General features: G+C 34.3%; 11 protein-coding genes. All 11 read right to left on the reverse strand.

The window, feature by feature from the left end; genetic code table 11:
- Positions 1-5 precede the first annotated feature (5 nt).
- Positions 6-1,808, reverse strand: a complete 1,803-nt coding sequence (asnB, locus tag ACIQZG_RS12390; RefSeq protein WP_402755497.1) for an asparagine synthase (glutamine-hydrolyzing) — start codon at positions 1,806-1,808, stop codon at positions 6-8.
- 70 nt (positions 1,809-1,878) lie between these two features.
- The gene (locus ACIQZG_RS12395; RefSeq protein ID WP_402755498.1) at positions 1,879-2,451 is read right to left on the reverse strand and encodes a sugar transferase; all 573 of its coding nucleotides are present in this window, start codon (positions 2,449-2,451) and stop codon (positions 1,879-1,881) included.
- Positions 2,444-3,268 (reverse strand): aldolase/citrate lyase family protein, encoded by an 825-nt coding sequence (locus ACIQZG_RS12400; protein ID WP_402755499.1) that lies wholly within the window; start codon positions 3,266-3,268, stop codon positions 2,444-2,446. Before ACIQZG_RS12400 ends, ACIQZG_RS12395 begins: the two co-directional genes overlap by 8 nt.
- Position 3,269: 1 nt before the next feature.
- Positions 3,270-4,820, reverse strand: a complete 1,551-nt coding sequence (gene murJ, locus ACIQZG_RS12405) for a murein biosynthesis integral membrane protein MurJ (protein ID WP_402755500.1) — start codon at positions 4,818-4,820, stop codon at positions 3,270-3,272.
- Between the two features lie 165 nt (positions 4,821-4,985).
- Entirely contained in the window at positions 4,986-6,797 is a 1,812-nt protein-coding gene (locus ACIQZG_RS12410; protein ID WP_402755501.1) for a polysaccharide biosynthesis protein, read from the reverse strand.
- Between the two features lie 22 nt (positions 6,798-6,819).
- Positions 6,820-7,746: a Wzz/FepE/Etk N-terminal domain-containing protein gene (locus ACIQZG_RS12415; protein WP_402755502.1), complete on the reverse strand. Its 927-nt coding sequence runs from the start codon at positions 7,744-7,746 to the stop codon at positions 6,820-6,822.
- Entirely contained in the window at positions 7,730-9,289 is a 1,560-nt protein-coding gene (locus tag ACIQZG_RS12420) for an O-antigen ligase family protein (protein ID WP_402755503.1), read from the reverse strand. Before ACIQZG_RS12420 ends, ACIQZG_RS12415 begins: the two co-directional genes overlap by 17 nt.
- 17 nt (positions 9,290-9,306) lie before the next feature.
- Positions 9,307-9,804: a tetratricopeptide repeat protein gene (locus tag ACIQZG_RS12425; RefSeq protein ID WP_402755504.1), complete on the reverse strand. Its 498-nt coding sequence runs from the start codon at positions 9,802-9,804 to the stop codon at positions 9,307-9,309.
- Positions 9,805-10,102: 298 nt separating this feature from the next.
- Positions 10,103-13,747 (reverse strand): S-layer homology domain-containing protein, encoded by a 3,645-nt coding sequence (locus tag ACIQZG_RS12430; RefSeq protein ID WP_402755505.1) that lies wholly within the window; start codon positions 13,745-13,747, stop codon positions 10,103-10,105.
- 428 nt (positions 13,748-14,175) lie between these two features.
- Entirely contained in the window at positions 14,176-14,892 is a 717-nt protein-coding gene (locus ACIQZG_RS12435; protein WP_402755506.1) for a WecB/TagA/CpsF family glycosyltransferase, read from the reverse strand.
- A complete protein-coding gene (locus ACIQZG_RS12440) occupies positions 14,892-16,160 on the reverse strand; it encodes a nucleotide sugar dehydrogenase (RefSeq protein WP_402755507.1) in 1,269 nt (422 codons plus the stop codon). The genes ACIQZG_RS12435 and ACIQZG_RS12440 overlap by 1 nt, the downstream gene beginning before the upstream one ends.
- Positions 16,161-16,361: the final 201 nt, after the last annotated feature.

Raw genomic sequence — 16,361 nt, forward strand, 5'->3', positions numbered from 1 at the left:
TCCTTTTAATTCAATTCATCTAGTGTAGGAGCATTATCGTACATTTCATCAATAAAAATTCTAAACCACAGTTCAATTATCAACAATAATCTTAATTGTCTAGTATAATTTTGTTTTCCAGAGACATGATCATCAAGCATCGATTTTACAAAGGCTTGATTGAAAAATCCCCTCTCTTCAAATCTTTTAGATATTAAAATAGCTCTTATAAATTCTTGTAATTCTCCTTTAAACCATTCTCCAATCGGGACAGTAAACATAGATTTTTCTCGATTAACAAATTCATAAGGCAGATATTCTTCTAAAATACTTTTTAAAACTGATTTTTGTCTATTATTTTTAAATTTAATAGCTGTTGGTATTGAAAAAGCATATTCAACTAAACGGTAATCCATAAATGGACTCCTTGCTTCAATCGAGTGAGCCATTGTCATTCTGTCTGGCTTTTCAAGGTTATTACCCTCTAAGAGTAAATCGATTTCTGTGAAAAGAACTTTTTGAGTACTATCTCCTTCAATTCCATCTAATCGTTTTTTAAACTCTTTGTATGCAAAACTCAAATCAATTTCTTCTTTAAAATTATCACTATATATTTTCTCTTTCATCACATTATCAAAAACGGCATTTTTCTCAAAAAACTCCTCTTGCCATCTCTCGCCTTGATCTAATAAATCTTTATATTTATCATAACCGCCGAAAATCTCATCAGCCCCATCTCCCGTAAGAACTACTTTAACGTATTCTGAGGCAAGTTTTGCTACTTCCCCGTAAGGCAAAAATGAAATATCACCATGTGGTTGATCTGTATGCCAAATTACATCAGGAAGATCTTTGATAGAATCCGGTTTTACAATTTTTGTGTAATGATCTGTTTTTAAAGAATCAGCAACATATTGAGAAAACTGTAACTCATTAAATCTTTCTTCTGGGAAACCTATAGAAAAAGTTTTGAAATCCAAACTTTCCTTCATTAGACATGAGATTAGCGATGAATCTACCCCGCCACTTAAGAATGCACCTACTGGTACATCACTTCTTAATCGGATTTTAACTGCGTCAGATAATATATCTTTTACTTCTTTAATTATTGTATTTTCATCTGTTTCCTTAATACTTTTTATAGATTGGTTAATCTGAGCTTTCAAATCATAATACATAGTAATATTGAATCCCTCTTTATTAAAAGTCAAATAGGATCCTGGGGGTACTTTATAAATATTATTGAACAATGTATATGGATATGGCACATAGTTATAAGTTAACAATAAGTCTAATGCCTTATTATTGATTTCTCTTGGTACATTATTGTTAATTATTATTGATTTGATTTCAGACCCAAAATACAGAGTGTTATTATATATCATATAATGTAAAGGTTTTTTTCCAAATCTATCTCTTGCTAAAATTAATTGTTCAGAGTAGTTATCCCAAATAGCAAGTGCAAACATACCATTAAACTTCGAGAAAGCATCCACTCCATACAATTCAAAGGATTTTAAAACTACCTCAGTATCGGAATTTGTTTTAAATTTATACCCTTCTTTTTCAATTTCCTCTTTTAATTCTATATAGTTGTAAATTTCCCCATTATACACCATGGAGTATCTTCCGTTTTCACTGTACATAGGTTGGCTGCCGTTACTGATATCGATAATGCTTAGCCTTTTCATACCGAATTTTACGAATTTAGAGTTGAAAACTCCCTCTTCATTCGGCCCCCTATGGTGAATAGCATCTAACATTTTATTTAAATCAGAAAATCCCTCTACACCATTAAAACAATTACATACACCTGCTATACCACACATTTAAATTAATTCCCCCTCTTCAAATTGCTATACGCCTCAGCTTTTGCGTGATTTAAATATACTTAATAAATCACCAAGCATTTTTCTTTTTTAATAAAATCAATACTGTGTTGACTAAAATGGTAATATCCAATATAAAGGAACAATTCTTTACATAATCTAAATCATACTCTAATCGCTTTTCAAAACTAAGTTGGCTTCTGCCTTTCACTTGAGCTAAACCTGTTAATCCTGGTTTCAAAGAATTTCTTTGATTTATCTGATCAATGGTATAGTCCTCTAATTGTTGAATAACATTAGGTCTTGGCCCTACAAAACTCATATCACCTTTAATAATGTTTATTATTTGTGGTAATTCATCCAAACTTGTCTTACGTAAGATTCCACCTATTTTAGTAATTCGATTATCATTCTTGCTTGTATACCAGGCACCAACTTTGTCTGCATCTTGAATCATAGTTCTAAATTTCAAACAGCCAAAAGTCTCGCCTTCTTTTCCTACTCTCTTTTGTTTATAAAAAACACTGCCTTTTGAAGTACACTTAATAGCAACCGCAATAATTAAAAAAAGTGGAGAAATCAATATAAATAAAAAGCAAGAACATATACAATCTATGACACGTTTTAAATATTCTTTATACATTTCTATTTCTTAACTCCTTAGCTTTTTGTCTAATTTTAGAAACTATTAAAGAATAGTCGCTTTTTTGGTTAGACTCTGTACGATCAGCTGCATCTAAATAGACGTTTCTTAATTTTTTTACTTCTTCACTAACATTCTTCAACTCAGTATTATCAATAGTTTCACGATTTGCAATAAAGGAACGAGACAGAATTACCATTTCGGACTTTAATCTTTCATGCTCTTTAATAATTAATTCTGCTGGTACATCGCCTTGATTTAATTTTGCAATTCCACCAAAGCCAAAATCTATACCTTTCGCTTGAGCTTTGTGAGCTATACAGTCAATAATTCCCTCTGATAAAATCTCAAACATAAAATCTAAGCCCAGTTCTAAATGTAAATCATTTAACCCAACATAAATTACATCAATTCCATCAAGCATTAAAATGTCATCAATTCTGACCAATGCTGCTGCTGTTTCCAAAAGTAGGACTATTTTTGAACGCTTATTAACAATTCTAATAAAAGTTTCAACTTCCTCTTTTGTTCGAAACATCGGCAACATAATATAGTCAGGTGTATTTTCTAAAACTTTTTCAATTTCCTTCTCCGAATTTTTATTAATTGGGTTAACACGTACTAATAATTCAGCTTGATTTAGGCTTTTTTTAATTATACCTACGTCATCTATAGTATGACTCGATATGAAGGTATTTAAGTGACCTTGTCTTTCCAATTTCCCTAGATGTTCTAAATCAACAAAAATAATATCCACCCCTGCGTCCTGGGCTATTTGAGAAACTTCCGGATTATTAGTTATAAACATTAGTTTCATGTTATTTTAAAATTCTCCTTTTAATAATATTAATTAAATCTCTCATTTCATCTACTTTAGCTAGCAATAGAAGTACTGAATAAATAATAGGTACCAGGATTACTATAAAAATAAAAGTATAGATACTACTATTAATCAAAAACGTACTCTTCATATATAATAATATAGCAGTAAAAATACCATTGACAAAAATTAACTGAGTAGTAAATAAAATAGTGCGTTTTCCTATTTTAAAATAAATTTTATCAAAAATGAAAAATACAAGCAGCGCCGTTCCACAGATCATTGAAAACACCGTAGAGTATATCGCACCAGTAACACCGAAATTTTCCACTAAAAAATAAGTTGAAGCAAATTTAATTATTAACGTAACTACTCCAATCTTCATTGGTGTAACTACATCTAAATGAAGATGATAGGTACGAATTAATGCTAAAATTAAAAGATATAGTAGAATCGTGATTGCGTACCCTTTTAAATAATAAGCAGTTTGATTAATTGCCCGTTCTTCAAAATTACCATATCCGAAAATATAAGTGATTATTTCTGAACTGAAAATCCAATAAAAACTAATCATTGCTGTTGTAACAATTATTATTACTCTAAATAATTTTGCTTGATATTGTCCCGCACTATCGTATGTTTTTGTATTAATAGAACTAGCTATATATGGCATGAAAACTGTTAACAAACTGCCACCCAGTATTCCAATTGGTAAATGAATTAGTTTATTCGCATAGCTTAGTGCTGCCACACTACCGACAGAGTAATTACTTGCAACTATTTTATCAATAAACACATTAATTTCTGTTAGAAACATTGTAAATATTACTGGTAAGGCCATCTTAAAAAGATCTATAGTATCTTTATTAAATCTTATTTTCATATCCTTGTGGCTGAATTCTTTATATACACCACTAAATTTAACCAAATACAAATATTGCAAAATTACAGAAATTAAGTATACTATTGCTAATGAGTTTATATTAAATTTATTTACAGTTAATAAAACTAACGTGATAAAAAACAAATTTTGTATAATTGGTGCAAAAGCTGAAACAATAAATTTTTTATTACTGTCTAAATAACTCTTGATAAGCAGTGTAAGGCTAAGAAATACGTTTGCAAATATCATTATTCTTAATAAGGGGATAGCTAATTCTAATATATTTTCATTTAAATTCGGAGATAGCAATAATAATAACTCTTTTGAAAATACTGCTACTAAAACTGATAAAAACAATGAAAATACTACTAGTACTCTCTTTATTGCTGTATAAAATTCAATTATCGCTAATTTATCTTGTTCATCTTTCAACTTGATGAAATACGAAATCAATATAGAACTTAGCGCTCCAGTAATTAAAAACCTATCCAGTATCTCTGGAATAGAAAAAGCTAGATGGAAGGCATCCGCATTTTCTTCTGTCCCATATAAAGTAGCTATAATCCACTCTCTTACGAAACCTAGAATTCTACTTCCAAGAGTTAAGATAAATACAATTATTGATGCTTTAAAAATATTATTAGCTACCCCTTTTTTATCTTCCACTGAAATTAATTCTCCCTTACTTTTTAAATAACTCTAGCGTCGTTTGTGTTATCGTCGCTTTTTATCTTCTAAGTTATTTTTATACTAATGTGTTGCATTACTAGTAATGCAACACATTTTACGCATTTTGGTTTTATTACCAGAAAAAATTACTAGTAACCTTGATTATACATGGCTTATTTTCTTTCCATTCGCCACAGCAATCACGGTATGTCTCAATTCATCTATATCCAAGGTAGGAAGACTCTTAAGAAGTTCAAACAATTCTGTTTGTTCTAATGGTGTAGCACGGCCCACATGAATTTTTGGGAATACATGTTCTTCCTGAATTTCTTTCTCATTTAACAACTCTTCATACATTTTTTCACCTGGACGAATACCCGTAAATTCAATTTGAATTTCTTCATCAGCAAATCCTGAAAGTCGGATGAGATTTCGCGCTAGATCCACAATTTTTACTGGTTCCCCCATATCTAAAACAAATACTTCGCCTCCACTAGCCAATGCACCAGCTTGCAACACTAATCTCGAAGCTTCTGGTATTGTCATAAAATACCTCGTCATATCTGGATGTGTTACTGTCACAGGGCCCCCTGCTGCAATTTGATTCTTAAATAGTGGTATAACTGAGCCTCTAGAACCTAATACATTTCCAAAGCGCACTGCAGCAAATTTTGTGGTACTTGATTGTGCTAAATTCTGAATAATCATTTCTGCAATACGTTTCGTAGACCCCATAACATTTGGAGGATTTACCGCTTTATCTGTAGATACTAGCACGAAATTTGCTACCTTAAACTCATGTGCAGCATCTGCAATATTTTTAGTTCCAAAAACATTATTTTTAACTGATTCGCGAGGATTAAACTCCATCATTGGAACATGTTTATGAGCTGCCGCATGATATATTACGTCAGGTGTATGCTCTCTAACAACTTCAAAAATTCTTTCTCTGTCTTGGACATCTGCAATTATAGGTACTAACTCTGTGTAATCAGATATTTTCTGAACTAACTCCATGTGGATATTATAGATTGAATTTTCACCATGCCCAAGAAGTACTAATTTTTTTGGCTGAAAACCTAATATTTGACGGCAAATTTCCGATCCAATGGATCCTCCTGCGCCTGTAACCAATATTGTTTTATCTGTAATTTTTTTTGAAATAGCAATCATATCAAGCTTTACCTCGTCTCGTCCAAGTAAATCTTCAATATTAACTTCCTTCATATCATTTACAGACACTTTACCCGTCATAACATCTTCAATTTTCGGCATAGTTTTCACCTTGACATTCGTTTCTACACACCGATCATAGATACTCTGAATTCCAAACTTCCCAAGCGACGGAATAGCAATAATAATTTCATCAATTTGTTCGTCCTTGACAATTTTAGGTATATCTTTTGTTGTCCCTTTTACTGTAACGTCCATCACTTTTAATTGTTGTTTATAAGGATCATCATCCACAAATGCTACAGGGATTGAATCAGAATTAGGTGCATGTTTTAAGTTTCTTACAAGCATTGTTCCTCCCTGTCCAGCACCTACAATAAGTATACGTTTTAGATAATCAATATTTTGAAATGATTCTTTATCATTAACTATACGGAGCAAAAAACGAGAGCCACCAATCATAATGATATGTAACATCCAAGTAATCGCCATCACTCTAAAATAAATGTCGTTTTTGACGATAAATTGCATACAACTTGCTGCTAAAACAGAAATCGTAACTGCATATCCAATAGTCAATAATTCGCGAGCAGTTGCAACACTCCATACACGATCATATAAGTGAAAAAAATAAGCTGCAATATGATGGCTAATTAGTAGTGTTACAGCACTTAAGACAATCATCTTATCTGAATATATATTAAGAGAAGGGTGTAATAACCAGTAGCTAATAAAGATTGCTGAAAGAACAATACATGAATCTATTATAAAAAATAACATATAACGTATTTGATAACTCATATGAAACGAACCTCTCTTATTTCTATTTCACTGTTACACTACTTCTCCAATAATGACGGAAGAATACTATACTTAATCCTAGCATTACACCAAGCACTAAACCAATCGCTAAATTTAAAACTTCATTTGGTGATGATGGCCCTTCTGCTAGAGTTGGTTCAGCAATAACACGAATAAATGGATCAGGTTTGAAGCTATCTAGTCCCGTTTTTACAGATTGATAGTAAGCTAACGTTTTACGATACTCCTCAGATTTCGTTTGAATTTGAGCTTGCATTTGTAGAAGTTGATTTTGTAAATTACCATTTATATTAGATAATGCTGTGGTTTGTTCGTCTGAAATATTTAGTACAATTTCAGAATTTAATACTGTTTGTAAAATTAAAATTTCAGGTAAATTATTATCTCGAATTATTTTGTTATATTTCTCGATAATTGTCTCCATTTCCTTGGATAAGGATGTTGATTCGGACCTATAAGTTGTTTCTAAATCTTTTAACGTCATTTGGACAGATTCATTCATTTTTTGCTTTGTTGCTTCCATCAATACCTGTAAATGTTGCTGTGCTTCCTCTGCCGATTTTGCTGTATATTTCAATTCAACTAAATTACCAATAGGGTCAGCAACAATAGTTGCAGTTAGATTTTTTTCGTCGTATTTCATTTTTATTCCAGATTCAAGTAATGCTTGTTTCATAATTGGCTTATTCTGTATACGTTGTGCATAAATATTAGGGGTGAATTCAGCTGCTATATAGTTAGCCATAATACCAGTATCCTGCACACCGCTAGCCACTTGAACAATCCCTTTTGACTCATATTTCTCATCTAATATAAACCAACTTATTATGCCCGCCATTACCATACATATAATCGTACATACTGCGATAATAGCCTTTCCTTTCAAAACAATAGCAATTATCTCTCGTAATTCAACTGTCTCTTCCATCAATTTGCTCCTTATTCTTTAAAGTCATCGCTAATAGTATTCCGGCTATTACCCACATTGGAGCAGCCGTACCAGGGATGCTATCATTAAATAGTCCTTGTATTAAATATCCACCCCAAGCAATACCAAGTATCCAAATAACCGCTATATTCTTTTTTAGAGCTAGCTTTAATGGCAGAAGTAATGTAAGTATTAGTACCATGAGTACACTTATAAAACCTATAATACCTGTACCATACAACCAGCCAAAATACAGGCTATGTGGTTTATCAGTAATATTATTTTCTGATTGTAGCCCAGCACGAGCATCAATATTATAATGTGGAAAGTTGTACATAAATGTATCTAATCCATAGCCCAAGAGAGGGCGTTCTTTAACTAAATCCAGTGTTTTACTCCAGATATAGGTACGTCCTGAACCAGATGCCATTGCCACTTCTGGCAACACTGGTAATTCAAACCTTTCAGCTGCGTACGCCTTTGTCATCCACTCAAATTGAGTATCTGGCTTCAGACTACTCGTTTCAGGTGCTGTTTCAATATATGGATTCGTTTTTACAATAACACCAATAGATTCATGCCAAACTCGTGGGTTTTGAGAAGCTAGCTCATGAAACACTGGTACACTAATAGTCACAAATGCTGCAATCAATGCGAAACTTTGTACCTTTTTTTCAGATTTAATTGCTACAAACAAAATCACAAACATCATAACAAAAACTGTTAAGAAACCACTTGTTGAAATCGACATCATCATAACTGCAGCTGCCATCACTGACACACAAAGATGAACTATTGCACGCCCTAAATTCTTCTCTAAAATAGCTGCTGTTAAGAATAGCACTGTCATAATACCAAACATTCCACCCATGTAGTTCCATTGGTTTAACGTACCAACTAAAAAAGAACCTTCTGCAATGTTTGAACCCTCGGGTAAAAATAACATTATCAACTTCTTCACAGCTGCTTTTTGTAACAAATCGTCCCCGTAGAAGTTCATTGTAATAACAAATAGGTTAATGATCACAAAAGGATAAAGAGAATATAAAATGTAATTCAACGCTTTTTTCGGATAGTCGATATTCATTGCAATGAAAAATAATGCTAAATAACATAGCCAACTAATTGCACCTTCTGATTGGTTATACATGCCACTCAATGCAATTGAAATATTAGGGGAGAAAATTGTAGATAAAACAATAGCTATGGCAAATACTCCAACTGCATAATTCAATTTTGTTTTACGAATTTCACCATTCATAAACAAAATTTTCGATAAAAATAGTAAAGTAGCAATGAATGTAATAACTAAGACCACAAGTGCCTTATAGTGTGTGAAAAGATCCCCCTTTGTTCCACCTATTAAGGCGCTGATATTTGTAATTAGTGGTGTTTGCACTTGTTCTACACTTGCCATAACAATTAACGGTACGAAGCCAATGACGATTAATAATAGACCGAAAATCCATTTGTCCACTGATTTTCGAGAGCGTAAATCTTCTTCTGTATCACGATAATCTACTTTTTCGTAAAACTTACTCATTTATATGTACCTTCCTTTTATTGCGAATTTTCGATTTGTGCTAGAAGTGATGAAACTTGCGCTTGGTAATCTGGAAGTTCCTCAGGCGCCCATCCCCATTCTTGACAACGCAGTAGCACGATTTTTGCTTCCTCATATTTTTCAGCAGCTACAAAAATCTCACCCAGCTGAATCATAAACATCGGATCCTCAACCTTATGAGGGTTAATATCTAAAGTTTTTTGCATATAGATTGTTGCTTGTGGCATGTTACCTTTTTGAGCTGCAATAATACCCGCCATATAATTTGCAACTTCAGAATCGGGTTTGTTTTTCAATACTTGTGAGATAGATTCATATGCTTCTTCTATATTCCCGCTACTTTGGAGCTGGATTGCATGGTTATATAACGCTTCATTAGCAGCAAATCTCTCGTCCTGCTTGCTTGCCATTACGTTTGCAACGATTAAACCAATAACGATAAACGCAACCATACCAGATAAGATATATTTTCTAATAGGATCAGTAAATTTCATTTATTCCAACCTTCCTTAGTTTATACCATTTTTTTCACATATAGCCATTATACTATAAACAATAAGATGCATGTTGCATAACTTATAAAACAAATAACTCGTTACATACATTTTTAACTGTATATAAAATACTCGTGAGGAACAACACCTCACGAGTACTATTCAATACACTTTCTTCTTTATCAATTCATTTGTCACTGTTTTTTTCAAAATCTACAATAACAAAAAGAAAGACTTTATAGAGAGTGTACTCTATAAAGTCTTTTCTTATATAACTAGTGTTTTGAAAAAACAATAATTATTTAATTACAATCGGACCGAATGAAGCTTTGCCTGCTTTACCAGCTTCTTCAGTTAAAGTAATTGTTGTTAATGCAGCATCTGAAATAGCATCAATTGTAGAATCAGTAAGTGTAACTACTGTCGCTAACGCTTGTAAATCTTGTGCTAAGCTTCCAGTTGCGTTGAACGTATAGTTACCAGTTGTTGCAGTGCCTGCTGTATACGTTAGGTTATTAACAGTTACTGTTTGACCCGGTTTAATATCTACAGCACCTAGGAAACTATAAACATATCTACCGAACGCTTCAGGTGTTTGTGAAACTGGTAATTCCTTCTTATCGTTAAATAATGTTGGAACCGTTGAGTTAGCAATTTCGATAGAAGTTAACCCATCTTTTACTGCTGTAATAACTACGCGTCCACCAACTACAGTTGCAGTTGCTGCATTTGTAACTCCTTGAAGTTTAGTATTGATTTTAGCAGCAATTTGTTCTGCAGTATCAGTACCAACAAGGTCAATTGTAACTGTGCTAGCAGTAGTTGTAGTTGTATCAACAATTAAATCGAACTTAGCATTCGAGAAGTTTGTTTTTTGTACATCTGCGCTCACATACTTAGCAGCTAAAGCATCGCTTGCTGCTTGACCATGCTGTCCAACTCCAACATATGAATTAGAAGAAATTACACCATTACCTTTTGCTTGAGTAGTTGATGTACTGTTGTCTTTGTTGAATAGACGAACATCAGGTGTCACACCGTTAAATGTATTTGTAGAATTGTTTACTTGAATTTGATCCCCAATTGATAATAAGTTTTCAAATAAAGTAGCATTATTTGCACTAGCAACGTTATCCGTGCCTGTGAAATCAGCGTTTAAGGCAACACTGAAACTTGTAGCATTGTTATAGTAATAATGCTTAACATCACCAGTGAAACGCTCTTTAATTACTACACGGCCATAGTTAGTGCCACCAAATTTGTTATCTTCAACTTCGAAACCAATTACTTCACCAGTTACTGTTGCAGTTGCAGCAGTTGTTAAAGGTGTTACATCAGTAGATTTAAGATATTCAGCTTCTTTTGCATCGTAAGAGTACGTGTTGTTGTTGTTACGGTAGTCTGATTGAGTAGTATTTTTACGTACAGTTGTTACGCTGCTAGATACAGATAACTTACCGTCTTTATTTGGTGCTACAATATTTAATACCGCATCATTTGTAGATGAATATTCAGTAACAGTATTGTATGTTGGTACAAAACCACTTGCAATACCGTGAATTGTTACAGTAGTACCTGGCTCTAATGTAATAGCAGTACCGTTAGTAAATGCTTGAGTTTGAGTAGAACCACTATAAGTAACTGTTAAACCAGTATAGTTATTACCAGCACCATCTACTAAACGTGGGTTAATTGTTTGAATTGCATTTGATGTATTTCTAATTGTAAATGTTGCATTTTTAATGCCAGCAGTTTCTGATACTTTACCACTTTGGTTAAGTAAAGAAGCCGACCATTTCATTTCATCGCCATCAACGAATGCACCTTTAGTTGGAGCATTTAATCCATCTTTTGGACCTACTACAACTGATTTTAAGAATGTAACAGATGGAGCTACACCAAATGGTTCGCCATCTTCTAGTCTATCGTTACCAACATAGCCAACTTGACCTGCAGCATTTAAATCAATCCATGCTACTGGAGTTGCTTTTGAATTGTCTACATTTGATTTTAAGTAAACTTTTGCTTCTCCTTTAGAGTCAGTAATAACAGATACTACACCTGTGCTTGTGTAAGAACCATTTTCAGTTGAAGAAATTAAAGCAGGTGAGTTGTTTGTTAAAGTATTATCTTGGTTTTGTTGGATAGCTACTTTAATTGTTGCACCAATGTATGGAAGTGGATTTCCATCTTTATCTTTTTGATCAGTTACAACTTTTAATTTGTATTCAACTGGGTTATGTTGACCGTATTCATCACTTAATGCAGCTACGCGATCTGCTGTTGGATCAACAAACGTGATTTGGTAAGGAGTTTGAACACCTTGGAATTTCACGTTACCAGCAGTTACTTGTAATTCTGTCGCTTCAAAGCGGTTGTTTGCATTAGCATCAGCATAAATTACTGGAGTAGCTGTTGTGTTTTTACCTGTTACTACGAAAGTAGCTTCACCTACAGAGTTTGTTACGATTTGGAATGATTCCTCACGATTCGTACCAGTAACACTTGCATTATCTTGGTAAGGAGTTACATAGTTACCAGCATCTTTACGGATACTTGCAGTTGTATCGTTCGTTTTAGAAGCATCGATATCATTTAAGTTTTCTTTAAATGTTACGTTAAGTTTTTGGTTTTGTACTGGAAGGCCAGTTGTTGGATCTAAATACTTAACTTTGTAAGTACGGTTAGAACCGTTATCAACTACTTTATTGTCAGAATCAACAGTTAAGATTTGCTCTTTACCCCAGTATACTTTTGCATAACCTAGTAAACTTGGAGCACCAGTTGGGTATACAGTTACGTTGTCAATACCAGCTACGCCGTATTGAGTGTAAGTGTATACTGCATCGCCGTTAGCATCAGTAGTAACTTCTACTTTTTTGTTTTCGTTTAAGCTGTTACCTGTAGCTTGTACGTTGAATGTTACTGGAACGCCAGCAGCAGCTTGACCGATGTTAGCTTTAATAGATACTTGAGTACCAACTTTAGCTTGGTAAGATTGAGTTTCTACTTTAATAGCTGTTGGAATTACCGCAGCAAGACCTTTGAATGAACCGATTTTTTCGCCATCTAAAGTTACTGTGTATTCTGTGTCAGCCGTTTGAGCAGATGTTGTTAAAACAACAACTTTTTTGTTTGTTTGTTTAACAGCAGCGTTAGAAATTTCTAAGCCTTCGATTGCGAAGTCAAGAGATTTAACATCTTCAACTTCTTCGTCGAATGTTACTTCAACAGTTGTGTTGTTGATTGCTTTAACTGAAGCATCTACTGCAACTTCAATATCCATTTCCATCGTACGGTATAAGAATGAAGCGAATTGACCACGAGTTACGCTGTTAGCTGGGTTAAAGCTAGTTACTTGAGTAATTTCAGCGTATTCTAATGCAACGATTGCTTCACGTTGTTCTGCTGAGTAAGCTTTATCTAAATCAGAGATTGAACTTTTGAAATCTGCATCTTTATAAGCAGCGATTAAATCTACACCAGCGATTTCGTTAATAGCACGTACTAAAACAACTGCCATTTGTTGACGTTGCATAGTTTGTGTGTAGTTTAAGTTGCCGTTTGAACCATTAAATACGCCTGCATCTTTAGCAAGTGCAGCATATTTTACTAGTTCTGCTTCAGCAGTTACAGGTAAATCGTTGAAACGTTGTTCAGTTTTCCAGTCAGCTGGAATTTCTTGACCTTGTGCTTCTAACCAACGTCCTAATAATTTAACCACTTGTCCACGGTTAATTGTTTGGTTTGGTTTGAATGTGCCGTCAGAGTATCCATTGATGATACCTTGATCAGCTAGTGCGTTGATTGCTTCTGCGTGGGTATTGCCTGCCACGTCCTTGAATTCAGCTGCAGAAGCAACTGGTACGATTGCAGATGCTACTAAAGTAGCTGTTGCAGCCGTTGCTACGAATTTTTTGTATTTCTTTGGTTGGTTAGCCATAGAAAAATTTCCTCCTCTTAAGTTCAAAAATTATGTTTACACTACATGGTAATGCAGTAAATAAACAACTACACATAAAAGTATAGTTGTATCGCCAAAAGTTGTCAATCACATTTTAGGAAACTTCCATAAAAATTTCCGGAAAATAAAGGATATCGACTCTCTTTTCCTATTGTCGGTCATCTACAGACTTTTTTCAAGTATATTTACGCATTTTCTTTAACAAATTTTAGTTTCCAACAATTTCATACAAATAATTAGTTTCATTGTACACGAAAAAAGCTCAAGCATATAATATGCTTGAGCTTTTTTCGCTTGGGCTACCAACCGTTTTTCCTTGCAGGGAATTCTATTATTTCATAGAGGAAATTCCTATACACGTATAGTCTAACATTTTCCAATTCAAACGACAATACAATTTTTCAACTTTACTGTCTTTTTTTTCGTGCTACCTCAAATAAAAATAATGGTAGAGCCATTTGACGCTTGATACGCTTGGGTTCTTTCAACAATCGATAAAACCATTCGAGTCCAAACTTTTGGAAAATTTCCGGTGCCCGCTTTACTGTGCCCGCGAGAACATCGAATGATCCACCAACCCCTTGGTAGATTGTTGGGTGCAACTGGTTACGATTCGCGTTTATCCAGTTCTCTTGTTTTGGGCTCCCCATTGCAACGAAAAGTAAATCTGGCTTCGCTTCGTTAATGCGATCTATCACAACTTGCTCGTCCTTTTCATAGCCGTCCTGTGTGCCGACTATTTTAATAGAAGGAAATAATGATTCAAGCTTCACCTTCGCTGCATCTGCTACACCTGGTTTCCCTCCATAAAGGAAAATTGGCTTACCTCGTTTAGCCGCTTCTTCACAAAGTTTCATCATCATATCGACGCCCGTCACGCGTTCACGAATTTGCCCTTTTTGAATTTTTGAAGCGAGGATGACGCCGATGCCATCTGGAATTTGAAATTCCGCTTCATTTAAAAGCTTTTTTAGTGCTGGGTCTTCTTTCGCTTTAATGATTTTTTCTGGATTAATGGCAACAACGAGCGCTTTTTCTTTCTTTTCAATACGCTGAAATGCCATATCCATTAATTCATCATAGCCTTCCGTGTTAACGTTGATGCCAAGTACTGTTTCTTTCATCAGTTTTTCGCATCCCCTAGTAAATGGAACTCGAAGCCAGCTTGCTCCCAGTTTTCACGGTTTAGACAGTTTTTCGTATCAAACACGATTTTTGATTTTGCAGAGATAGTTTCTGCTTGTAACGTTTTGAATTCATTGTGATCTGTTAATACAACAATGATATCCGCATCTTTTGTTGCTTCTTCTAGACTTTGTGTTTGTGTGTCATGTTTATTTTCTTTAATGTGAGGGTCATATGATACAACATCTAAGCCCAAATTTTGTAATTCCGAAATAACAATTGTCGATGGACTTTCGCGCATATCGTCAACATTACCTTTAAAGGCAAGTCCAAGAACAGCTACCTTTCCACCAGCAATTTTGTTTTGATTTAGGATTGCTTGTGTTTTTTGTGCTGTATAACTTGGCATACTGTCATTCGTATTACGAGACATATGAATAATTTGTGCTTGCTCGCCACCAAGTTCAACTAGGAACCAAGGGTCAACCGCGATACAGTGGCCACCTACACCTGGGCCTGGGAAGTGCACATTTACGCGTGGGTGATAGTTTGCAAATTTAATGGCTTCCCAAATGTTAACGTCCAACTTATCAGCCATTTTCGCTAACTCATTGGCAAATGCAATATTCACATCACGGTACGTATTCTCCATTACTTTCACTAACTCTGCTGTCGTAGCATCTGTAATGTGAATTGTGCCTTTTACAAAAGTTTCATAAAGTTCTTTTGTTAGTTCTGATGATTTTGTATCAATACCACCAACGATACGATCATTGTTTACCAATTCTTCAAAAACACGACCTGGAATTACACGTTCAGGTGAATGCGATACAAATAGATCATGTCCAAACTCAAGATTCGCTTTCACCAATTCCGGTAACATTACGTGCTCTACCGTTTTTGGTGGTACTGTCGACTCAAGAATAACTAAATTGCCCTTTCTTAAGTAAGGTACAATTGACGCCGTCGCTTGACGCACATATTCTAAGTTCGCTGTATTATCTGAATTGATCGGTGATGGTACAGCAACGATGAACACATCTGCTTCTTGTGGTGTCGTTGATGCTGTTAGTAATCCATCATCAACTGCTTTATTTAAACGCTCTTGCAAGTCCGTCTCTTCAATATGAAGCTTTTTCTCTTGAATACTTCTCACCGCTGCCGGATTTACATCCACGCCGTGTACTTTTATGCCGTAATTGGCGAACATTACTGCTGTTGGTAAACCAATATAGCCAAGCCCAATAACACAAATTGATTTTGTCATCATCTAAACTTCCTTTCGTTTCAAAAACGAGTTGATATTTTATGTGTGTATTTCGAATGCAATCGCATTTGTTCTGCATTATAGTATACATCTTTCAGCCGAAACTGTGAATAAATTTGTCGTTTCGTTGGGGTTATCAGCTATTTTTGAGATTTTATCGGCGGTTTGTAATGGTCTATCGGCTATGTTTGAAGTTCTATC

The organism is Lysinibacillus sp. NPDC096418 (assembly GCF_044762775.1).
Classification (GTDB): domain Bacteria; phylum Bacillota; class Bacilli; order Bacillales_A; family Planococcaceae; genus Lysinibacillus.